At 66.1% G+C, this 20,255-nt stretch carries 20 protein-coding genes, 4 tRNA genes and 1 pseudogene; 22 read left to right on the top strand and 3 right to left on the bottom strand.

All coding sequences use genetic code 11. From position 1 onward, the window contains the following. The first annotated feature begins 57 nt into the window (after positions 1-57). From infA to ABE454_RS11985, 11 genes and pseudogenes are all read left to right on the top strand, one after another. A complete protein-coding gene (gene infA / locus ABE454_RS12035; RefSeq protein WP_003164348.1) occupies positions 58-276 on the top strand; it encodes a translation initiation factor IF-1 in 219 nt (72 codons plus the stop codon). An 8-nt stretch (positions 277-284) separates the two neighbouring features. After that, a complete protein-coding gene (locus tag ABE454_RS12030) occupies positions 285-875 on the top strand; it encodes a Maf family protein (RefSeq protein WP_346531974.1) in 591 nt (196 codons plus the stop codon). After that, positions 875-1,885 carry a ribonuclease E/G gene (locus ABE454_RS12025; protein ID WP_346531972.1) on the top strand — a complete coding sequence of 337 codons (1,011 nt, stop codon included), beginning with the start codon at positions 875-877 and terminating at the stop codon, positions 1,883-1,885. Before ABE454_RS12030 ends, ABE454_RS12025 begins: the two co-directional genes overlap by 1 nt. 3 nt (positions 1,886-1,888) lie before the next feature. Continuing rightward, positions 1,889-2,053, top strand: coding sequence for a DNA gyrase inhibitor YacG (locus ABE454_RS12020; RefSeq protein WP_346531970.1), 165 nt, complete (start codon positions 1,889-1,891; stop codon positions 2,051-2,053). A 63-nt stretch (positions 2,054-2,116) separates the two neighbouring features. Further along, a tRNA-Phe gene (locus tag ABE454_RS12015) sits at positions 2,117-2,192 on the top strand. Between the two features lie 430 nt (positions 2,193-2,622). Next, positions 2,623-3,543 (top strand): MotA/TolQ/ExbB proton channel family protein, encoded by a 921-nt coding sequence (locus ABE454_RS12010; protein WP_346531968.1) that lies wholly within the window; start codon positions 2,623-2,625, stop codon positions 3,541-3,543. 5 nt (positions 3,544-3,548) lie between these two features. Next, entirely contained in the window at positions 3,549-3,980 is a 432-nt protein-coding gene (locus ABE454_RS12005; RefSeq protein ID WP_346531966.1) for an ExbD/TolR family protein, read from the top strand. A 17-nt stretch (positions 3,981-3,997) separates the two neighbouring features. Further along, a complete protein-coding gene (locus ABE454_RS12000; RefSeq protein ID WP_346531964.1) occupies positions 3,998-4,711 on the top strand; it encodes an energy transducer TonB in 714 nt (237 codons plus the stop codon). 248 nt (positions 4,712-4,959) lie between these two features. Next, a complete protein-coding gene (locus ABE454_RS11995) occupies positions 4,960-5,718 on the top strand; it encodes a M48 family metallopeptidase (RefSeq protein WP_346531963.1) in 759 nt (252 codons plus the stop codon). 93 nt (positions 5,719-5,811) lie between these two features. After that, positions 5,812-5,888: transfer RNA gene (locus ABE454_RS11990), tRNA-His, on the top strand. 46 nt (positions 5,889-5,934) lie between these two features. Then, positions 5,935-6,333, top strand: a pseudogene (locus tag ABE454_RS11985) (methyltransferase domain-containing protein); the annotation flags it as partial. A gap of 229 nt (positions 6,334-6,562) precedes the next feature. Here ABE454_RS11985 and ABE454_RS11980 read toward each other — a convergent pair. Beyond that, on the bottom strand, positions 6,563-8,434 hold the full coding sequence (locus tag ABE454_RS11980) for a patatin-like phospholipase family protein (RefSeq protein WP_346531961.1): 1,872 nt from the start codon (positions 8,432-8,434) through the stop codon (positions 6,563-6,565). An 83-nt stretch (positions 8,435-8,517) separates the two neighbouring features. Here ABE454_RS11980 and ABE454_RS11975 point away from each other — a divergent pair, with 83 nt between their 5' ends. The 8 genes from ABE454_RS11975 (at position 8,518) to metG (ending at position 17,792) form a co-directional block, all read left to right on the top strand. Then, positions 8,518-10,110, top strand: a complete 1,593-nt coding sequence (locus ABE454_RS11975; RefSeq protein WP_346531959.1) for a carboxyl transferase domain-containing protein — start codon at positions 8,518-8,520, stop codon at positions 10,108-10,110. Positions 10,111-10,220: 110 nt separating this feature from the next. After that, positions 10,221-10,730: a hypothetical protein gene (locus ABE454_RS11970; protein ID WP_346531957.1), complete on the top strand. Its 510-nt coding sequence runs from the start codon at positions 10,221-10,223 to the stop codon at positions 10,728-10,730. 67 nt (positions 10,731-10,797) lie between these two features. Next, positions 10,798-11,700, top strand: a complete 903-nt coding sequence (locus ABE454_RS11965) for an enoyl-CoA hydratase-related protein (protein ID WP_346531955.1) — start codon at positions 10,798-10,800, stop codon at positions 11,698-11,700. A 191-nt stretch (positions 11,701-11,891) separates the two neighbouring features. Then, entirely contained in the window at positions 11,892-13,802 is a 1,911-nt protein-coding gene (locus ABE454_RS11960) for an acetyl/propionyl/methylcrotonyl-CoA carboxylase subunit alpha (RefSeq protein WP_346531953.1), read from the top strand. Further along, complete coding sequence (locus ABE454_RS11955) at positions 13,799-14,137, top strand: hypothetical protein (RefSeq protein WP_346531952.1); 339 nt, start codon at positions 13,799-13,801, stop codon at positions 14,135-14,137. Before ABE454_RS11960 ends, ABE454_RS11955 begins: the two co-directional genes overlap by 4 nt. 42 nt (positions 14,138-14,179) lie before the next feature. Next, entirely contained in the window at positions 14,180-14,575 is a 396-nt protein-coding gene (locus ABE454_RS11950) for a DUF1489 family protein (protein ID WP_346532224.1), read from the top strand. A gap of 63 nt (positions 14,576-14,638) precedes the next feature. Continuing rightward, positions 14,639-15,982, top strand: a complete 1,344-nt coding sequence (locus ABE454_RS11945; protein ID WP_346531950.1) for an MATE family efflux transporter — start codon at positions 14,639-14,641, stop codon at positions 15,980-15,982. Between the two features lie 100 nt (positions 15,983-16,082). Beyond that, positions 16,083-17,792 (top strand): methionine--tRNA ligase, encoded by a 1,710-nt coding sequence (metG, locus tag ABE454_RS11940; RefSeq protein ID WP_346531949.1) that lies wholly within the window; start codon positions 16,083-16,085, stop codon positions 17,790-17,792. Between the two features lie 86 nt (positions 17,793-17,878). Here the strand turns inward: metG and ABE454_RS11935 are convergent, their stop codons facing one another. Beyond that, on the bottom strand, positions 17,879-18,733 hold the full coding sequence (locus ABE454_RS11935) for a TerC family protein (protein ID WP_346531947.1): 855 nt from the start codon (positions 18,731-18,733) through the stop codon (positions 17,879-17,881). Between the two features lie 69 nt (positions 18,734-18,802). Further along, positions 18,803-19,681, bottom strand: coding sequence for a 23S rRNA (guanosine(2251)-2'-O)-methyltransferase RlmB (gene rlmB, locus ABE454_RS11930; RefSeq protein ID WP_346531945.1), 879 nt, complete (start codon positions 19,679-19,681; stop codon positions 18,803-18,805). Positions 19,682-19,830: 149 nt separating this feature from the next. Here rlmB and ABE454_RS11925 point away from each other — a divergent pair. From ABE454_RS11925 to ABE454_RS11915, 3 genes are all read left to right on the top strand, one after another. Continuing rightward, positions 19,831-19,914, top strand: a tRNA-Tyr gene (locus ABE454_RS11925). Positions 19,915-20,010: 96 nt separating this feature from the next. Further along, positions 20,011-20,084 (top strand) — tRNA-Gly (locus ABE454_RS11920). A 60-nt stretch (positions 20,085-20,144) separates the two neighbouring features. After that, positions 20,145-20,255, top strand: a 111-nt coding sequence (locus ABE454_RS11915; RefSeq protein ID WP_346532223.1) for a GTP-binding protein, incomplete at its 3' end; no start/stop codon positions are given.

Genomic DNA, 20,255 nt, shown 5'->3' with positions numbered 1-20,255 from the left:
GCTCGCGCTCACGCCCGGCGCGAGCCTTATGCCGTTCACAGGGGCGAGAGAGGCCGCATGGCTAAGGAAGAACTGCTGGAGTTCCCCGGCGTGGTCAGCGAATTGCTGCCGAACGCGACGTTTCGCGTGACGCTGGAAAACGATCACGAAATCATCGCCCACACTGCGGGCAAGATGCGCAAGAACCGCATCCGGGTGCTGGCCGGCGACAAGGTGCTGGTCGAAATGACGCCCTATGACCTGACCAAGGGTCGCATCACCTACCGCTTCAAGTAAGGACGCGCGTGTCGCGTCCTGACGCTCCCGCCCGGCGCCTGATTCTGGCGTCCGCCAGCCCGCGCCGTCTCGAGCTGCTGGCGCAGATCGGCATCGCGCCTGATCTGGTGGCTCCGGCGGACATTGATGAAACGCCGCTGAAAGCCGAGCCGCCTGCGCGGCTCGCGCAGCGTCTGGCCTGTTCCAAGGCGGCGGTTCTGGCCGAAACCTACCCCGACGATGTGATTCTGGCCGCCGATACGGTGGTGGCCGTGGGGCGCCGGTTGCTGGAAAAGCCTGCCGATGAGGCCGAGGCGACCCGATTCCTGAAACTGCTGTCCGGGCGCAATCACCGAGTCTTCACCGGCGTGGCCGTGATCAGCGGCGGCCGCACCGCATGGCGCGTCGTCGAGACGCGCGTCAGCGTCAAACCGCTGTCTCAGGACGAGATCGCCGCCTATGTCGCCTCGGGCGAGTGGCGGGGCAAGGCCGGGGGCTATGGCATTCAGGGCCGCGCCGCCGCCTTTATCAGCCGAATCGTCGGCAGCCATCCGGCGGTCATGGGCCTGCCTCTATATGAGACGGCGAATCTGCTGCACGGCGCAGGCTGGCGGGCCTGATGGCCGATATTGAGGTCTTCCTGGACGTAGCGCCGGGCGAGACCCGGGGCGTGGTCTTCCGCGACGGCCGCCCCAGCCTCCTTATAATAGACAGAGACGACGACCGGCCCGAGCACCGTCTGGGCGCGCGGGTCGTCGGCCGTGTGGCGCGTCTGGCGCCCGGTCTGCACGGCGCCTTTGTCGACATGGGCTGCGGCGAGCCGTTCGGCTTCCTGCCGCTTGGCAAGGCGGATCGACCCGTCGAAGGGGCCAAGCTCGAATTACAGGTCACGGCTGAGCCGCGTGAGCGCAAGGGGCCTGTGCTGCGCCGCATCAGCGATGCGGCGGGCGAGCCGGGCCTGCGGGCGCCCGCGCCGGATGTCGCGGCGATCTTGAGCAGCCTGCACCCTGAGGCGGACATTGTAACCGGCGTCGAAGCCCTTCGCGCGGCGCAGGAAGCGGAAGAAGAGGTTCTGTCGGACGGCGTGACAGCGCCGCAGGTCGGGCTGGATCTGGCGATCCAGCGCACACGCGCCCTGATCGCAGTCGATATTGATTACGCCCCGACCGCCGGACGTGAGTCGCGCAAGGGGCGCGAGGCGGTGAATCGCGAAGGTCTGCATCAGACGGCGCGTCTGCTGGCGCTGAAAGGGTGGGGCGGTCTGGTCGCGGTCGATCTGGCCGGGGTAAGCCTGCATCCTGAGAGCACCCTGAACATGGCGCGGCAGGCTTTCGCCGGAATGCAGGGCGTCTCCATCGGCCCGTTGAGCCGGTTCGGCCTTCTGCAGTTGTCTGCGCCGTGGGGGCGCACGCCGCTGGACGAGCGGCTGACGGCGCCGGGCGCGCCGGAGCGGGCGGCGCTTCATCAATTGCGGCTGGCCCTGATGACGGATCGGGCGGCGGCGCGCCTGACCCTGCATTGCAGTCCGGCGTCGGGGGCGATTCTGTCTGATCGCGTGTCCGCCCTGGGGCCCAGGGCCCATATTCGTCCCGACGCCGCGCCGGGCGTGTTTCAGATCAAGGAGGGCTGACGCATGGCCCAATGCCCCATTTGCCGTCGCGCCGAGGCCGTCGCCGCCTACAAACCCTTCTGCTCCAAGCGTTGCGCCGACGTGGATCTGCAGCGCTGGTTCAGCGGCAGCTACGCCATTCCGGCCGAAGAGGCGCACGATGATGAAAAAGATCGCGGAATTGAGTGAATTGGCGTCTGGACAGCCCGTTCAGGCTCGCCTATAGAGCCGCCTCTCGCGACGCGAAGCGACGCCTGGATAGCTCAGTTGGTAGAGCAGCGGATTGAAAATCCGCGTGTCGGTGGTTCGAATCCGCCTCCAGGCACCACTTTCCTTTCACATGATGATTATTCGAGCAGGCCATAAAAAAGCCGCAAAATCGTCATGGTCGAAACATTTCTTAACATTCTGTAATCTTGCACAGATATTGCCGATACATTGCAGTATCGTGAAATTTCCTTGCGCACGCCCTCTGCGGGCGGTGGCGGCGGGGTCAAAAGCCATTTTACGCCCTTGACGCTCGGATAGGCGTTCGCCAAAGGGACTTAACCGCATTCTTGCTTGCAGGCTGTGGACGGGGGGGTATGGTTCCATCGCTCCAGTCTGCAAGGCGTCTCAGGATGTCTCGTAAGGGTGCGGCGCCGACCGGCGGGGGAGAAATTCCGGCGGGAGGAAAATTTCACGGTAAAGGCCCAGCCGACTGACGCGGCTTGGGTCTTGGGTTCCACGAGTCAGACCAAAGCAGGAACTGGCGAAACATGCTCGATAGCAAGAAGACGAATATCCTCCTCGCAATGGCCGGCGCTGCCGTCCTGATGGCGAGCTCGCCGGTTCTGGCGCAGGACGCGGCCGCTCCGGCTGCTCCGGCCGCCGCTTCGGCCCCCGCTGCTGACGCCGCCGCTCCGGCTGCCGACGCTGCTGCACCGGCTGCTGACGACGCCGCCGCTGCAGACGCCGCCCCCGCTGAAGAGGCCGCTGCCGGCCACGGCGGCGCCGGCCTGACCCCGATCGCCATGTTCATGATGGCGCACCCGGTCGTTAAGATCGTCATGGCCGGCCTGGTGCTGGCGTCGATCTTCTCCTGGACGCTGCTGCTCATCAAACTGGTTGAGTTCAGCTCGCTGGGCAAAAAGACCAACCGCTTCCTGGAAGAGTACCGCGGTGCTCGCACCCTGGCCGACATCCGTCGCCTGGCCACCTCGGAAGAGTTCGAAGGCAACCCGCTGGCCGACATGGCCTCGGCTGCTACGGGCGAAGTCGAACTGTCGCGTCAAGCTGGTCTTGATGTCGTCGGTACGCACCGCGACTCCACCGTCGCTCGCGCGGGCAACGCCATCGGCGCCGTTCAGGGCGGTCTGGGCATGCGCCTGTCGGGCGGCCAGCAGTTCCTGGCTTCGGTCGGTTCTTCGGGTCCGTTCATCGGTCTGTTCGGCACCGTTTACGGCATCATGAACTCGTTCATCGGCATCGCCGAGTCGAACACCACCAACCTGGCCGTCGTTGCTCCGGGTATCGCTGAAGCCCTGCTGGCTACCGGCATCGGTCTGTTCGCGGCTATCCCGGCGGTTATCTTCTACAACTACTTCAACACCCGCATTGCTTCGTACGGCGCTCGCGCTGACGGCTTCAATGCTGAGCTGATGAACTCGATCTCGCGTCAACTCGACAAGGGGGCGTAAGACGGATGGCCGCCAAACTTTCCGGTTCCGGCGGCGGCAAGTACACCGTCGAGGCGAACAGCGAAATCAATGTCACACCGTTCGTGGACATTATGCTCGTTCTCCTCATCATCTTCATGGTGGCGGCTCCGCTCGCCACCGTGTCGGTGCCGGTGACGCTTCCACGCGCCGTCGCTCCGCCGGCCCAGAATCCGCCCAAGCCTGTCTTCATCTCCATCCAGAATGGCGGTGAAGTGTGGATCGGCGACTTCCGGACGTCGGTGGGTTCCCTGGGGGAAGATCTGAAAGTCCAGATCGGAACGCGCGACCCTGAGCAGGAGCGGATCTTCATCCGTGCTGACCAGCAAACGCGTTACGGGGACTTCATGCAGGTCATGAACGCCCTCCAGGATAATGGTTTTTACAGTGTCGCCCTGGTTGGCGAAGATCATTCGTAGGGGGCGTGACATAAAGCATGACTGCTGAACCTCACGAGCACCGCGACCCTCTGCTCGACGCACCGAAGAAAAAGAAACTTTCGACGGGCGCAATGGTCGGGATTGGCATCTCGGTGGTCGTCCACGCTCTGGCAGGTCTGTACCTGTACAAGAGCAAGTTTGAACTCAAGGAGTTCGACTATGTGGACGAGGCTGTGAATGTGGAGTTGATGGACCTTCCGGCTCCGCCACCTCCGCCTCCGCCGCCGCCGCCGCCGCCGGACAGGCCGCCGCCGCCGAAGCTTCAGGTGCGCGAGCCGGTCGTCAACACCTCAGCGCCGCCGCCTCCGGTGACGCTGCCGATCGAGCCGACGAAGAAGGAAGATCGTCAGGAGTATACGGGCCCGCCCGTCATCGTCCCTGGTCCTCCGCCTCCGCCCGCTCCTCCGGCTCCGCCGCGTCCTGCGGTGATCACCAACCCGCAGTGGGCTCGCCCGCCGCGTCCGACCGAACGGGACTTCCCGCAACGCGCGCTTGATCGTGGCGTGGGCGGTTCGGCCACGGTCGAGTGTACGGTGACGCCGAGCGGCAAGCCTGAAGACTGCCGTGTCGCCTCGGAAGAGCCGGCTGGCATGGGCTTCGGCGCTGCGGCTGTCCGCATCGTCCAGCGCGGGCAACTTTCGCCCCGCACGGTCGACGGCGCTGCAACGAACGCCAAGTTCGTGGTCCGGGTGCCGTTTAACCTGGACTAAGCGAGCGATCGCACAGAACGAAAGAAGCGCCCCGAGGTTTCGCCTCGGGGCGCTTTTTCGTTGGCGTAGTGTCTTAAAAATGTCGGTGGGGACATCATCGCCCCCTGTCTGTTGGGGGCTCTTGCGAATGCCGGTTCCCCTTGGCTTTCAAGCCGAGACGGACTGAGGACGGGTTTCAGCCGATCAGGCATGGAGCCATGGCCGCAGGCCGTGCATTATGGGGGGGCTGACTGCTCTCTGGAGGTTCCATGTCCCGTAAGCCTGTTCTCGTCGCCCTGGCCATCGGGGTCGGCATCATCGGCGCCGGTGTGGGCGGCTGCGCCTATAATGAGGCGCTGGGCCGCAATCAGTTGGTCTTCATCGACGACAGCGCGCTGATCCAGCAGTCGCAGGTCGCATGGGCCGAGACGCTGCGGACGCAGAAGCTGTCGAACAATGCGACCCAGAACGCGCGCGTGCGCCGCGTCGGCGATCGCATCGTGCAGGCGGCCAATCTGACCAACCGTCATTGGGAGTATGCGGTGTTCGACGATTCAACGCCGAACGCCTTCGTCCTGCCGTCCGGCCATATGGGCGTGACGACGGGGCTGCTGGCCATAGCCAAGAACGACGATCAACTGGCGGCCGTGATCGGCCATGAGGTCGGCCACGTCGTCGCCCGCCACGCGGCCGAGCGCGCCTCGACCACCCAAACGACCGGACTGATTCTGGGTGCGGTTCAGAGCCAGGCGGGTGATTACGGTCAGGCAGTCCAGGCGTTAGGCGGCATGGGCGCGCAACTGGGCGTGCTGCTGCCCTTCTCGCGCAGCCATGAACTGGAGGCCGACCGTCTGGGCGTCGATTACATGGTGGCCGCCGGTTACAAGGCGTCGGAATCGCTGAACCTGTGGCGCGCGATGGCCGAGGGGCGCCAGTCCGGCACGCCGGAATTCGCCTCGACCCACCCGTCGGATCAGACCCGCCTGATGCAGCTTCAGCAATATATCGCCAGCCGCGGCTGGAACTGACGGGGATAAAACATAAAATCCTGCGTGAGGGTGAAAAGGCCGCTTGCCCCCGACGGCGAGGCCCGCTAGAGAACCGCCCTCGCGCAGAGATGTGCAGCCTTAGCTCAGCTGGTTAGAGCGCCGGTTTGTGGAGCCGGAGGTCCTCAGTTCAATCCTGAGAGGCTGTACCATTCTCCCTCGAATCGCTTCGGCGACAAACGAGGGAGAATATCGACGATGACGTCGCCGGCGTGGGACCCCCAGCAATACAATCGTTTCGAGCGCCAGCGCGATCGCGCGGCCATCGACCTGCTGTCACAGCTTCCGGGCGACATCAGCCCGCGTGAAGTGTGGGACATCGGCTGCGGCACAGGACAGCACGCGGCCCTGCTGAAGCGGCGTTGGCCGCAGGCGCAGGTGCATGGCCTGGATTCCAGCGGCGCCATGCTGGAGCAGGCGCGCGACCTGCCCGACGATGTGGACTGGGTGCAGGGCGATCTGGAGACCTGGGCGCCGGAAGCGCCGGTCGATCTGATTCTGGCCAACGCCTCGCTGCAGTGGGCGCCGGACCATGCGGCGCTGTTCCGGCGTCTGGTCAGGGCGCTGGCGCCGGATGGGGTTCTGGCGGTGCAGATGCCGATGGCGTGGGAGACGCGCCACCACACCCTGATGCGACAGACAGCGGCTGAGGGGCCGTGGAGCGCCCGGCTGAAGGGCGTGGACACCATCCAGCCCCTGCTGGCGGCGGACGCCTATTATGATGCGGTGGCGGATCTGTGCGACGAGGTCGACATCTGGTCGACGACCTATCTGCACGTTCTGGACGGTGAAGACGCCGTGCTGGAATGGATGAAGGGCACGGCCCTCAGGCCCTATCTGACCGCGCTTTGCGAAGACCAAACCAACCGCGACGCCTTTCTCGATCAGCTGCGGAGGACGCTGGGTGAGGCGTTTCCGCGGCGTCCGGAAGGGCGGACGCTTCTGCCATTTCCTCGACTGTTTCTTCTGGCGCGCCGGAGCGACGGCGGCGATGCAGGCTCTCCACCGGGCCGTTGAGGCTGTCGAGGGCGGCGCGGGCGGCCTCATATCCGGCGGCGACGCCGGGCTCATAGGCCTTCCAGTTGCGGATATCGATGCCGTCCGGCGTCGGCAGGATCAGCAGGTCCGTTTCGGCGCGGGCCTGCATCCGCTCGGCCTCGCTGGACAGGGTGGCCGAGCGCATCAGGATAGAGACGATCGGCGGGCCGTGCTTCCACGCGCCCGACAGGATCCAGCGCCACCATGACGGGGGGTTCTCCAGCGTTTCGGGATCGACGCCGCGGGTCATGGAGACATCGACGCCGACGACGGGGCCGCTGTTCAGCCGACGCATGACATCGCTGGGGAAGTTGCGCAGCACGGCGCCGTCCACCAGCACCTGTCCGTTCATCACCACGGGCGGCATGACGCCGGGAATGGAGATGGAGGCGCGCAGGGCGTGACGCAGCATCCCCTCGCGATGCACCTCCAGCTTGCCCGAGGTCAGATTGGTCGAGACGGCGAAGAAGGGCAGCAGCATGTCCTCCATCTGCACATCGCCGAAGGCCTCCTTCATCAGCGTCTTGACCTTGCGCGCGTGGGTCATGGCGATGATCGGCGGGGCGATGTCGGCCAGAGGGTCCGACAGGACGAAGGCGTTGCGGATGTGGTGCTCCAGCTCTTCGTCGGACCAGCCCAGCGCGGGGCCTGCGCCGATAACGGCCCCCATGGAGGCGCCGCCGATGAAGTCGATGGGGGTGCCCGCCTCGCGCAGGGCCTTCAGGGCGCCGATGTGGGCATAGGCGCGGGCGCCGCCGCCCGACAGCACCACCCCGACCGCAGATCCGGTGATCAGGCGAGCGATCCGTTCGGTGTCGGCATACAGACCCTCGACCGCATGGAACCAGCGCCCGGGTTTCAGCACGTCCAGCCAGGCGCGGGTGTTGCGCGGGCGGGACATGGCGGGATCGCGCAGCAGGATCAGATCGGTGCGCTGGCCTGCGTCGTCCCAGTCGTCGACGACGGGTGGGGCAGGGGGCGGCGGTGCATCCGCCGCGCCGACCAGAAACAGCCGGTCGACCTGTCGCGCACACAGGGCGGCCCAGTTCGGCTCATCCGCCTCGGCGACATAGAGGACATAGTCGTGCGCGTCCTCAACCCGCGAGAACCATTCGGCGGCCGAGGTGATGGAGTTGCTGTCGATGACGTGGCAGCTGGCGCCGCTGCTTTCGATGGCGCGGGCCACGCGCTCGACGAAGCCGCGGATCGGCCGGGCGCGCGCAGAGACGAAGCCGAAGACGTTCGGCTCGGTCCCGCCCCCGCGCTCACGGGCGCGTTTCAGCATGATCTGGCCCAGTTCGGTCATCAGCACCGGGTCGTTGCGGGCCGCATCGAAAAAGGCCTCGCGCGGCAGGGCCAGAACGTCGCTGTCGCGCAGGGCGACCACGTCCGACATGTGCGATGTGCCCGCCAGCATGGCCAGTTCGCCCACCGGTTCGCCCGGTTTGACGACGGCGGTCATGTGCTGGGCCCGCGTGTCGTCGCGGCGAAAGACGCCCAGCCGCCCGGCGCGCAGCAGATAGAGGGTGTCGGCGGGATCTCCTGCCGAGAACAGGCGTTCACCCCTTGTCAGCGCGAACCAGCTGGCGCGATTGTCGCTGGCGTCGGCGAAGGCGCGTGACAGGGCGACGGCGAGCGTGTCTGTTCGGGGCGAGGCCATGAATACGGGAGATACAGCTGATTTCGCATCGGGTGAACTGAACGGACTTCCCACGGACGCAGAAGCTGCCTACACCTAAAGGTATGCCCAAGCTGATTTCCGCCGTCGATCGCAATAGTCCTGCTTTCAAACAGCTGGATGCGCACAATCGCGCCCTTAAAGGCGCGCTTTACGAAAAGATATCCAAGGCGGCGCGGGGCGGCCCGGACGCCAGCCGCGAACGCCATGTGGCGCGGGGCAAGCTGTTGCCGCGCGATCGGGTCGAGCGTCTGCTGGATCCGGGCTCGCCGTTTCTGGAGGTGGGCCAGCTGGCCGCCGACGGCATGTATGGCGATGCGGCGCCCGGCGCGGGCATGATCTGCGGCGTCGGCCGTGTGTCGGGCCGCGAGGTCATGATCGTCGCCAACGACCCGACGGTGAAGGGCGGCGCCTACTTCCCCATGACGGTGAAGAAGCACCTGCGCGCGCAGGAGATCGCCGAGCAGAACAATCTGCCGTGCGTCTATCTGGTCGATTCCGGCGGGGCGAACCTGCCGCACCAGGCCGAGGTGTTTCCGGACCGTGACCATTTCGGCCGCATTTTCTTCAATCAGGCGCGGATGAGCGCCAGGTCGATCCCGCAGATCGCCTGTGTCATGGGGTCATGCACGGCGGGCGGCGCCTATGTGCCTGCCATGTCGGACGAGACGGTGATCGTGCGCAATCAGGGCACCATCTTCCTGGCCGGACCGCCGCTGGTGAAGGCCGCGACGGGCGAAGTCATCTCGGCCGAGGAACTGGGCGGCGCCGAAACCCACGGCCGCAGGTCCGGCGTGGTCGACCATGTGGCCGAGAACGACGAGCACGCGCTGGAGATCGTGCGCTCCATCGTCGCCAATCTGAACACCACCAAGCCCCAGCCGCTGGACGTGCGCGAGCCGCGCGCCCCGGCCTATGATCCGGCCGAGCTCTACGGCATTATCCCTGAGGATGTCCGCGCCCCCTATGACGTGCGCGAGGTTATCGCCCGGATCGTCGACGGCTCGGAACTGGATGAGTTCAAGGCCCTGTACGGCACGTCGCTGGTGTGCGGCTTCGCGCGTATCTGGGGGATGCCGGTGGCCATTCTGGCCAACAACGGCGTGCTGTTCTCCGAGAGCGCCCAGAAGGGCGCGCACTTCATCGAACTGGCCTGCAAGCGCAAGATTCCGCTGCTGTTCCTGCAGAACATCTCGGGCTTCATGGTCGGCGGCAAATATGAAGCCGAGGGCATCGCCAAGCATGGCGCCAAGCTGGTCACGGCTGTCGCCAGCGCAGAGGTGCCCAAGTTCACCGTCCTGATCGGCGGATCGTTCGGGGCGGGCAACTATGGCATGTGCGGCCGGGCCTACAGCCCGCGCTTCCTGTTCACCTGGCCGAACAGCCGGATCTCGGTGATGGGCGGCGAGCAGGCGGCCAGCGTCCTGGCCACCGTCCACCGCGACGCGGACACCTGGACCCCGGACGAAGCCGAGGCCTTCAAGGCGCCGATCCGCCAGAAATACGAAGACGAGGGCAACCCATATTACGCCACGGCCCGGCTGTGGGACGACGGCGTCATCGATCCGGCCCAGACGCGCGACGTGCTGGGTCTGGCCATCAGCGCCAGCCTGAACGCCCCGATCCCCGAGACGACCTTCGGCGTGTTCCGGATGTAGGGACCAAAATAAACAGTGTTCAAAAAATAACTTGAAGCCGGGCGATGCGGCTGAAAATGTGGCGTCGGCGATCCCGGCGCGGGGTCGAAACGGACAGCAAGGACAGTGACATGAAGAAGACAGCAGCTTTCATCGCCCTGACCGCGTTGCTGGCGGCCTGCGGATCGCAGGCGGACCGTGCGGCGCCCGAGGCGGTCTCAGAGGCCCCGCAGGATCCGGCGGCGGCTGCGGCCCCGGCGGCTTCGGCGGCGCAGTCCGAACCGGTCTCGGCAGCCGAGGAAGCGGCCGTGCGGGCGGGTGAGCCGTCGCAGGCGGTCTTCCCTGTCGGCTATCGCGGAAACTGGGATTACAGCGAAAACGGCTGCGACAATGATGAAAGCGGCACCCGCTTCGTCATCACCGCCAATGAGATCAAGGGCTATGAGGACACCTCGAAACTGGTGGCGCTGGAAACCCTGAAGGATCAGGGCGACGCCATCCGCGTGGTGCTGGAGAACCAGTCGTCCGAAGGCGACCACACCATTGTCCAGATCCTGCGCCTGTCGCCGGTGGCGGGGATTTCCCTGCGCGTCGAACAGGATGGCAAGACCGTCCGCGCCAACCGCTGCGACGCGGTCTAGACGGGTTTTCCGGGCGACGGAAAGGGACCGCGCCTGATGCGTTCTATCGGCCGAGAGGAGCCGCACCATGACTGACAAAACGCCGACAGAAGCCGAACTGAACGCTCTGGACATCACCGACGCCGAGGCTGCGGAGATGAACGCCATCGCCCACCCTCTGGTCGCCGACGCGGCGCCGGACGCCAACGATGATCTGGTGCAGATCGACGCCACAGCCGACGGTGTCGTCTTCGTCACGATCAACCGGCCGCAGAAGAAGAACGCCTTCGACGCCGCCACCATCGCCGCCCTTTATGAGGCGTTCGAGACCCTGCACGGCGCCGACAAGGTGCGCGTCGTCTTCATCCGCGGCGCGGGCGGGACGTTCAGCGCGGGCGCCGACCTGAACTGGATGCGTTCGGCGGCCGACTGGTCCGAGAGCGACAACCGCGACGACGCCATGGGACTGGCCAAGATGCTGAAGGCTCTGCACGACGTGCCGGCGCTGACGGTGGCCCTGGTCGAGGGCGCGGCCATGGGCGGCGGGGCGGGCATCGTCGCCGCCTGCGACATGGCCGTGGCGGTCGAGGGCGCGCGCTTCGCCTTCTCGGAGGTCAAGCTGGGTCTGATCCCGGCGACCATCGCCCCCTATGTCATCGAAGCGGTCGGCGCGCGCCGCGCGCGCCAGCTGTTCCTGACGGCCAATATCTTTGACGCCGACTACGCCGCCCATGCGGGACTGATCGACATGGTCCTGCCCGAAGGTTCGGTGGACGAGTTCATCTCCATGCTGACCGACAGCCTGTCGGCCAATGCGCCGGGCGCCATGGGCGACGCCAAGCGTCTGGTGAACGATGTGGCGGGCGAAGATATCGATCATCGCCTGCTGGAAGAGACCGCCAAACGCATCGCCCGCGCCCGTATCTCGGCCGAGGGCCAGGAAGGCGTCCGCGCGTTTCTGGACAAGCGCCCAGCCAGTTGGGCGCAGTAAGACTACTTTCCTCCCCACTTGTGGGGAGGGGGACCACGAAGTGGTGGAGGGGGCGGCGTAAACGTCAGCCGTGGAGTCGCCCCCTCCGTCACGTCGCCTTCGGCGCCGCGCCACCTCCCCATTCGCTTTGCGAACAGGGAGGAGCAAGGTGAAGCAAGGCGCCCATTGCAGAGGCAGAGTTCAAGACCGCCATGTTTAAATCCGTCCTGGTCGCCAATCGCGGCGAGATCGCCTGCCGCGTCTTCCGCACTGCCCGTCGCATGGGCCTGCGCACCATCGCCGTCTATTCCGAGGCTGACGCCGACGCCCTGCACGTGCGCGAGGCGGATGAGGCGGTGCTGATCGGTCCGGCGGCGGCGCGCGAATCCTATCTGGATGCGACCAAGGTGCTGGCGGCGGCCAAGGCGACAGGGGCGGAGGCCATCCACCCCGGCTATGGCTTCCTGTCCGAGAACGCCGACTTCGCTGAGGCGGTGGCGGCGGCGGGCATCGTCTGGATCGGCCCCAAGCCGTCCTCGATCCGCGCCATGGGCCTGAAGGACGCGGCGAAAAAGCTGATGATCGAGGCGGGCGTGCCCGTCACCCCCGGCTATCAGGGCGAGGACCAGTCGCTGGAGACCCTGACGGCCGAGGCGAACCGCATCGGCTTTCCGGTCCTGATCAAGGCGGTCGCGGGCGGCGGCGGCAAGGGGATGCGCAAGGTCGACCGCGCCGAGGATTTCGCTGAAAATCTGGCGTCGGCCCAGCGCGAGGGGCAGTCGTCCTTCGGCGATCCGCGCGTGCTGATCGAGAGCTACATTACCCGCCCGCGCCACATCGAGGTGCAGGTCTTCGGCGACAGCCACGGCAACGTCGTCCACCTGCATGAACGCGACTGCTCGCTGCAGCGCCGCCACCAGAAGGTGATCGAAGAGGCCCCGGCGCCCGGCATGGATCAGGCCACGCGTGACGCCGTCACCGCCGCCGCCGTGCGCGCCGCCAAGGCCGTGGACTATCAGGGCGCGGGCACCATCGAGTTCATCGCCGACGCCTCTGACGGGCTGAAGGCCGACCGCATCTGGTTCATGGAGATGAACACCCGGCTTCAGGTCGAACACCCGGTGACGGAAAGCATCACCGGCGTCGATCTGGTCGAGTGGCAGTTGCGGGTGGCGGCAGGTCAGCCGATCCCGCTGGCGCAGGCCGACATTCCGATGAAGGGCTGGGCGATGGAGGCCCGCCTCTATGCCGAAGACCCCGCCAACGGCTTCCTGCCGTCGATCGGGCGGCTGGATCACTTCGTCATGCCCGACGACATCCGCGTCGACACCGGCGTGATGCAGGGCGGCGAGGTCAGCCAGTTCTACGACCCGATGATCGCCAAGCTGATCGTCCACGAAGACACCCGCGAGGCCGCCGCCGCCCGTCTGGCCGACGCCTGCCGCGACGTAGAAGTCTGGCCGGTCAAGACCAATGCAGGCTTCATGGCGCGTTGTCTGGACCATACGCGCTTTGTCGAAGGCGACGTGGACACCGGCTTCATCGCGGCGGAGGAGGGGGCTCTTGCTGCTGTGCCGATATCTGATGGTGCGCTTGAAGATGCTGCTCGGTATCTACGTTTTCAATGCAGCGAAGCTACCGATGGGGAGAGTTACAGCCCGTGGCACGGGTATGACGGCACGTTGGGCTTTCGAGTTAACGGAAGGCCGTTGGTAGAGCAGGTCGTGGTCGTCAACGGTGTGTCACGGGTCGTGCCGATCAGTCCTGATAAGTACGCGGTGTCGAACTACTGGCCTCAAACAAATACGACGGGGGTTAGTTTTGAAGGCGGGCAAGCGTTTGAAATTCGTGCATTTCCGCTGGCTGGTGGTTCTGCTGGCGGCTCCGCCTCCGACGGCGGCCTGCGCGCGCCCATGCCGGGCAAGATCGTCGCTGCGCCTGCCAAGGCCGGGGACAAGGTCGCCAAGGGCCAGCCGGTCGTGGTGCTGGAGGCCATGAAGATGGAGCACGCCCTGACCGCGCCCTTCGACGGTGTGGTGGCCGAGTTCAACGTCGCCGTCGGCGATCAGGTCACGGATGGCGCGGTGCTGGCCGTTGTGAAGGCCGAGGGGGCAGGCGAATGATCGTTGCGGCGATGATGGCGACGGCGCTTCTGGGCGCCGATCTGAGCGATATGCCGGCGGCCTCGGCGGCGGACCTTCAGTGCATGGGGCTGCTGGCGGTGGCGATCGACGATCCGGCCGCCTCGGATGCGCTGAAGCAGCAGTATACCGGCGGCATGATGTATTATCTGGGCCGTCTGGAAGGCCGCGATTCCGGGCGCAACTGGATCGGGCGGATGCTGGAATATACCGACTCCACCCCGGTTCAGCAGGTGCGGTCGCACACCCAGCGCTGCGGGCAGGAACTGATCGCCAAGGGCCAGGAAATCTTCAGCCAGTTGGATCGCCAGCCCTGAGCCGGGCTGGCCTTCGCGGCGTCGGATGACTAGTTGGGCCTCATGCCCCTGCACATGATCAAGCTCTGCGTCGGCGTGACCGAGGTCGAGACGCTGGAAGCGAACGCGGCGCGGTCCGACTGGCGCATCGTCCACACCCGCATGACGCCCAAGCGCGCCGCCGAGATCGAGGACGGCGGCTCCCTCTATTGGGTGATGAAGGGCGTGGTGACGTGCCGTCAGCGCATTCTGGACATCACCACCGTGGGCGAGGGCAAGGCCAGCCGCTGCGAAATCAGGGTGGACAGCCAGGTGATCCGCACCGCCCCGCTGGCCCGCAGGCCGTTTCAGGGCTGGCGTTATTTCGACAAGGACGTGCCGCCGGATCTGTCGGTGGCCGAGCCGACGGACCTGCCGCCTGAACTGGCGCGGGAGCTGCGCGAGCTGGGCGCCTGGTAGGCGCCTGAAACGCACTGAAAATCGTTTGACCCGCGCGCGTGAGCGTGGCTGTTGCGGCGTCCGATGGTCCAGTCCCTGTTCAGCTTCCATAATCGCGCCACCCTGACCGAGCTGTTGAAGCTGGCGTGGCCTGTGGTGCTGGCGCGTCTGGGCATCATGACCATGGGGCTGACCGACGCCATCGTCGTCGGCCACTACGCCAGCCGCGAGCTGGCCTTCCACTCGCTGGCCTGGGCGCCGTCGTCGGTCGTGCTGACCACGGCGGTCGGCCTGATGATGGGCGTTCAGATCATGACCGCCCGTCTGCTGGGCGAGGGCCGGGGCGACGAGGTCGGCGCCGTCCTGCGCCGGGGCATGAGCTACGCCCTGCAGATCGGCCTGGTCTCGATGGTCGGCCTGCTGCTGCTGGGGCCGTTCGGTCTGGTTCACATGGGGCTGGAGGATGGTCTGGGTGAAGGCGCGACGCCGGCCCTGATGGTCTTCGCCCTGTCGATGCCGGCCTATCTGATTTCGGTCTGCGCCCAGTTCTTCCTTGAAGGCCTGCAGCGTCCGAAGGCGGGCATGGTCGCTATGTGGGTGGCCAATGCGGTCAATCTGGGCCTGAACCTGTTGCTGGTGCCGGATCTTCTGGGCCTCGGCATGCACGGCGCCGTGGCCTCGGCATGGGCGACGTTCGGCGCGCGCACAGCGCTGGCGATCTTTCTGGTCATCTTCATCCTGCGCTTGCCCGAGGCGCGGGCCTGGGGCGTGTTCAAAAAGCCCCGGCGCGACAAGGCGGTCGAGAGCCAGCAGGTCAAGGTCGGTCTGGGCGCGGGCGCATCCAACTTTATCGAGGTCGGCGCCTTTGCGGCCATGACCCTGTTCGCCGGTCAACTGGGCGCGGCGGAAACCGCCAGCTGGGCGGTCGTCATCAATATCTCGGCTATCGTCTTCATGGTGCCGATGGGGCTGGGCTCGGCGACAGCGGTTCTGGTGGGGCGCAGCTATGGCGCGGCGGACAAGGCTGGCGTCATGCGCGGCGGTCTGGCGGGCATCGGCGTGGTGACCGTGCTGGCCTTTGTCATCGCCCTGGTCATCTGGCCGTCGGCGCGCCTGATCGTCGGCGCCTATACGACCGATCCGGTCATTCTGGCCATTGCAGCGCCGGCGCTGGTGCTGGCGACGCTGTTCTTCGTCGCCGACGCCATGCAGGTGGTCGCCGCACAGGCCAATCGCGCGGCGGGCGACGTGGTGTGGCCGACGCTGATGCACCTGCTGTCCTACGGCCTGATCATGATCCCGCTGGGCTGGTTCCTGGCGCACCGCATGGGGGTGAACGGTCTGGTGACTTCGGTCATCGTCGCCAGCCTGATCTCGGGCGCCCTGCTGACCGGCCGTTTCGTGCGGATCGCGCGGCGGCTGGCGTAACGCTTCGGCCTCTCCATCTCGGGGAGGGCGAAGGCGAAAGGTGACGGCGCGCGTTTCGCCCTCTATATCCCAACGCCTCCCTGTCAGACGTTGGAAGATCATGTCCCGCATCCTCATCACCTCGGCGCTGCCCTACATCAACGGCATCAAGCACCTTGGGAATCTGGCCGGGTCGATGCTGCCCGCCGATGTGTGGGCGCGCTTCATGCGAAGCCGGGGGCATGAGGTTCTCTATGTCTGCGCTACCGACGAACACGGCACCCCGGCCGAACTGGCCGCCGCCGCCGCCGGGCAGGACGTCCGCACCTATTGCGACGAGCAGCATCAGGTCCAGAAGTCGCTGGCCGACAAGTTCAGCCTGTCGTTCGACATCTTCGGCCGCAGCTCCAACGCCCCGAACACCCGCCTGACCCAGCATTTCGCCAAGGTGCTGGAGGAACGCGGCCTGATCGAGGAGCGCGTCGACCGGATGATCTATTCGATCGACGACGCCCGCTTCCTGCCCGACCGCTATGTCGAGGGCACCTGTCCGCACTGCGCCTATGAAAAGGCGCGCGGCGACCAGTGCGACAACTGCGGCCGCCTGCTGGACCCGACCGATCTGATCAATCCCTATTCGGCCGTTTCGGGCAGCCGCAACCTTGAGGTCCGGGACACGCGGCACCTGTATCTGCTGCAGACCAAGGTGGCCGACGAAGTGCGCGCCTGGGTCGACGCCCGCTCGCCCCAGTGGCAGCCGCTGGCCCGCTCCATCGCCTATAAGCATCTGGACGAGGGCCTGATCGACCGGGGCATCACCCGCGATCTGAAGTGGGGCGTGCCGGTTGTCGGCCCCGACGGCGGCCCGCGTCCGGGCATGGAGGGCAAGGTCTTCTACGTCTGGTTCGACGCTCCCATCGAATACATCGGCGCGACCGAGGAATGGGCCGACAAGACGGGCGGAAACTGGCGCTCCTGGTGGCGGCTGGATGAGGGCGCTGAGGACGTGCGCTACGTCCAGTTCATGGGCAAGGACAATGTCGCCTTCCACACCGTCAGCTTCCCTTCGACCATCCTCGGCTCGGGCGAGCCGTGGAAGACGGTTGACCAGCTGAAAGCCTTCAACTGGCTGAACTGGTACGGCGGCAAGTTCTCGACCAGCATGGGCCGGGGCGTCTTCATGGATCAGGCGCTGGAGCTGCTGCCCGCTGACTACTGGCGCTGGCACCTGACGGCCTATGGGCCGGAACATTCCGACGCGGCCTTCACCTGGGAGCAGTTCCAGTCGACGACGAACAAGGATCTGGCCGACGTGCTGGGCAACTTCGTCAACCGCATCGTCAAGTTCACGGAATCCAAGTTCGACGGCGTCGTGCCCGAGGGCGGCGAACCGAGCGCGCTGGAAGAAAAGCTGGCCGCCGACATCAAGGCCGGTCTGGAAGCCCTGACCGCCGAGTTCGAGGCCATGGAGTTCCGCAAGGCGGCGCAGGCCGCCCGCGCCCTGTGGGTGCTGGGCAATGAATATCTGCAGGTGGCGGCGCCGTGGACGGCGCTGAAGACGGACCGGGAGCGCGCCGCTGTCGTGGTGCGCACGGCGCTCAGCCTTGTGGCCCTGTTCGCCCGCGTGACCGCGCCCTTCATGCCCGAAGCCGCGGGCCGCATCGCCGCCACGGTCGGCGCGACGGATCTGTCGTGGCCGGAGATGGAGGGCGATCTGCTGAACGTCCTGCCTGCCGGTCAGGCGGTATCCTCGGCTCAGGTCCTGTTCGCCAAGATCGAGGACGCCCAGGTCGCCGAATGGACCGAACGCTTCGGCGGCGCCGAGGGGTAGGCTCTCAGAACAAAAAGGCGGGGCCCGCACTTAAGGTGCGCCTCGCTAAGAAAAAAAGGCCCGGAGCGATCCGGGCCTTTTGTGTTTCAGGGGGCGGGCGGAGCGGCCTCGACCGGGTGCGGCGGCGGATCGCGTCGTTCGCGGCCGCCGGGCAGGGCGTGGGGCGTGTGTGAGCCTGCGCCCTTGCCGCTGTGTTTCATGTGCTTGGCCTGTTCTTCGGCGCTGATGCGCAGGAAGCCGGGGGCCGAGGCGTTGAACTGATCGGCATGGCCGGTGCGGACGATGACCGAGCGACCGCCGTCCCAGATCATGTGCACGGCGACATAGAGCACGATGGCCAGACCCACATAGGCGATCCAGCGATAGCGGTTCAGCAGCTTGGCGATGAAGGTGGCTGCCAGGCCCATCAGGGCGATCGACAGGATCAGGCCGAACACCATGATCCACGGATGCTCATGGCTGGCCCCCGCCACGGCCAGTACATTGTCCAGCGACATGGTCAGGTCCGCGATCATTATCTGGATCAGGGCGGCGCCGAAGGTCTTGCGCTTCAGGCCCATTTCCTCGGGCGAGGGGCCGCCGCCATGTTCGATGGCCATGGCGCGCTGGATCTCGGCCTCGGCTTCGGCCTGATCGTGGGTGGCCTGCTCGCGCAGTTCGCGCCACATCTTCCAGCACACCCACAGCAGCAGGAAGCCGCCCGCCAGCAGCAGGCCGACGATGGCTAGAAGCTGGACGGTGATCAGCGCCAGACCGATGCGCAGCACGACGGCGACGGCCAGACCGACCAGGATGGCCTTGCGGCGTTGTTCCTGCGGCAGGGCGGCGGCGGCCAGTCCCACGGCCACGGCGTTGTCGCCGGCCAGGACCAGATCGATCATCAGCACCTTGCCGAGGGCGGAGGCCTGGCTGATCAGTTCGGGATTGGAGAGAAAATCCATATCCCATCCATAAAGCCCGACAGGACCCACGCCAAGACGCCGCAGGGGCGAAGTGGCGCGGGGATTTCTCTAGCCCTCGCGGCCCTGGGCGCGAGCGGCTTCATACAGGGCGATGGCGGCGGCGTTGGAGACATTCAGGCTCTCGAAGCCGCCGGGCATGGGGATGCGGGCCATGGCTTCGCAGTGTTCGGCGACCAGACGGCGCACACCGTCGCCTTCGGACCCCATGACGATGACGGTCGGGCGGGCGTCCAGCGCCTGCTCCAGCGTCAGGTCCGAGCCGCCGTCCATGCCGATGGCGCGCCAGCCGTGATCGGCCAGCTTCTCCAGCGCGCGGCTGAGATTCGTCACGCGGGCGCAGGGCAGGCGTTCGGTCGCGCCGGCCGAAGCCTTGGCCAGCGCTCCGGCGAGGGCGGGGGAGTGACGGTCCTGCACCACAATGCCGCGCGCGCCGAAGGCCAGGGCCGAGCGGAAGATGGCGCCGACGTTCTGGGGGTCGGTCAGCTGATCCAGCATGACGATGACGCCTTCAGCGGGTTCGGCCAGATCTTCCAGCGCCACGCCTTCCAGCGGCTGGACCTTGAAGGCCATGCCCTGATGCACCGCGCCTGCGGGCAGCATCCGGCCCAACGCCAGCGAATCGACCACTTCGATTCGGTGGCCGTTCGCCAGATTCTCGCGCTGAATCTCTTCGGCGCGGTCTTCGGTGACCATCAGACGGCCCGTTCCGCGACGCGCCGGATTCGCCAAAGCGGCCAGAACCGGATGGCGTCCCCAAAGAAAATTATCGGCGTCCGGGCGCGAACGGGCGGGTCTACGCTCATTTTCACCGGCGCTGCGCCCTTGCGGCGCGGGGGTTTGCGGCCGATCAGGGCGTGCTTCGCCCCTTTTGTGGAAAGATTGTTTTTTACCGGTTTTCCGGTCGTTGCGTTCTCGAAATGACGACACTATAAGACGGCCTCCGATTTGGGCCCCAAGGCTTTCGGTTCAGGCGCTTCCTCTACTGCAGGCGTCGCCCGACAGCGAAGGCTTTCGTCGCGGAATGGTCGAAAGATTGTTTCCGGCGTTTCCAGACCGGCATTGACATAAGGCGCGCTGGGGGAATGTCCCGAGTGGCAAAGGGGGCGGACTGTAAATCCGCTGCGTAAGCTTCGCAGGTTCGAGTCCTGCTTCCCCCACCACGCGCCTTCAATGCCCGACGGCCGGGAGTCCAGATAGGAATCGGGTGCGGAAACGTCGCTCTTCATTTTGAAGGGCGGTGCAACCGCATTCTTCGTGCGGGTATAGCACAATGGTAGTGCAGCAGCCTTCCAAGCTGAATACGCGGGTTCGATTCCCGCTACCCGCTCCAGGTTTTATGAACTGAGCACAGCGCCCCTCCGTTCCGGACCCGGGCCACAGGAGTTTGGCCATGGCCAAGGAAAAGTTCGAACGCACCAAGCCGCACGTGAACATCGGCACGATCGGCCACGTTGACCACGGCAAGACGACGCTGACGGCGGCGATCTCGATGACGCTGGCG

Source organism: Brevundimonas diminuta, assembly GCF_039673845.1.
Lineage (GTDB): Bacteria > Pseudomonadota > Alphaproteobacteria > Caulobacterales > Caulobacteraceae > Brevundimonas > Brevundimonas diminuta_E.
The sequence above is the reverse complement of the archived record's forward strand: the minus strand, read 5'-3'. Positions and strand labels throughout refer to the sequence as shown.

Excerpts from the sequence above, each read along its gene's own strand:
- infA (WP_003164348.1), top strand. The coding sequence starts at position 58 with ATGGCTAAGGAAGAACTGCTGGAGTTCCCCGGCGTGGTCAGCGAATTG.
- ABE454_RS12025 (WP_346531972.1), top strand. The coding sequence starts at position 875 with ATGGCCGATATTGAGGTCTTCCTGGACGTAGCGCCGGGCGAGACCCGG.
- ABE454_RS12020 (WP_346531970.1), top strand. The coding sequence starts at position 1,889 with ATGGCCCAATGCCCCATTTGCCGTCGCGCCGAGGCCGTCGCCGCCTAC.
- ABE454_RS12010 (WP_346531968.1), top strand. The coding sequence starts at position 2,623 with ATGCTCGATAGCAAGAAGACGAATATCCTCCTCGCAATGGCCGGCGCT.
- ABE454_RS12005 (WP_346531966.1), top strand. The coding sequence starts at position 3,549 with ATGGCCGCCAAACTTTCCGGTTCCGGCGGCGGCAAGTACACCGTCGAG.
- ABE454_RS12000 (WP_346531964.1), top strand. The coding sequence starts at position 3,998 with ATGACTGCTGAACCTCACGAGCACCGCGACCCTCTGCTCGACGCACCG.
- ABE454_RS11995 (WP_346531963.1), top strand. The coding sequence starts at position 4,960 with ATGTCCCGTAAGCCTGTTCTCGTCGCCCTGGCCATCGGGGTCGGCATC.
- ABE454_RS11980 (WP_346531961.1), bottom strand. The coding sequence starts at position 8,434 with ATGGCCTCGCCCCGAACAGACACGCTCGCCGTCGCCCTGTCACGCGCC.
- ABE454_RS11975 (WP_346531959.1), top strand. The coding sequence starts at position 8,518 with ATGCCCAAGCTGATTTCCGCCGTCGATCGCAATAGTCCTGCTTTCAAA.
- ABE454_RS11970 (WP_346531957.1), top strand. The coding sequence starts at position 10,221 with ATGAAGAAGACAGCAGCTTTCATCGCCCTGACCGCGTTGCTGGCGGCC.
- ABE454_RS11965 (WP_346531955.1), top strand. The coding sequence starts at position 10,798 with ATGACTGACAAAACGCCGACAGAAGCCGAACTGAACGCTCTGGACATC.
- ABE454_RS11960 (WP_346531953.1), top strand. The coding sequence starts at position 11,892 with ATGTTTAAATCCGTCCTGGTCGCCAATCGCGGCGAGATCGCCTGCCGC.
- ABE454_RS11955 (WP_346531952.1), top strand. The coding sequence starts at position 13,799 with ATGATCGTTGCGGCGATGATGGCGACGGCGCTTCTGGGCGCCGATCTG.
- ABE454_RS11950 (WP_346532224.1), top strand. The coding sequence starts at position 14,180 with ATGCCCCTGCACATGATCAAGCTCTGCGTCGGCGTGACCGAGGTCGAG.
- ABE454_RS11945 (WP_346531950.1), top strand. The coding sequence starts at position 14,639 with ATGGTCCAGTCCCTGTTCAGCTTCCATAATCGCGCCACCCTGACCGAG.
- metG (WP_346531949.1), top strand. The coding sequence starts at position 16,083 with ATGTCCCGCATCCTCATCACCTCGGCGCTGCCCTACATCAACGGCATC.
- ABE454_RS11935 (WP_346531947.1), bottom strand. The coding sequence starts at position 18,733 with ATGGATTTTCTCTCCAATCCCGAACTGATCAGCCAGGCCTCCGCCCTC.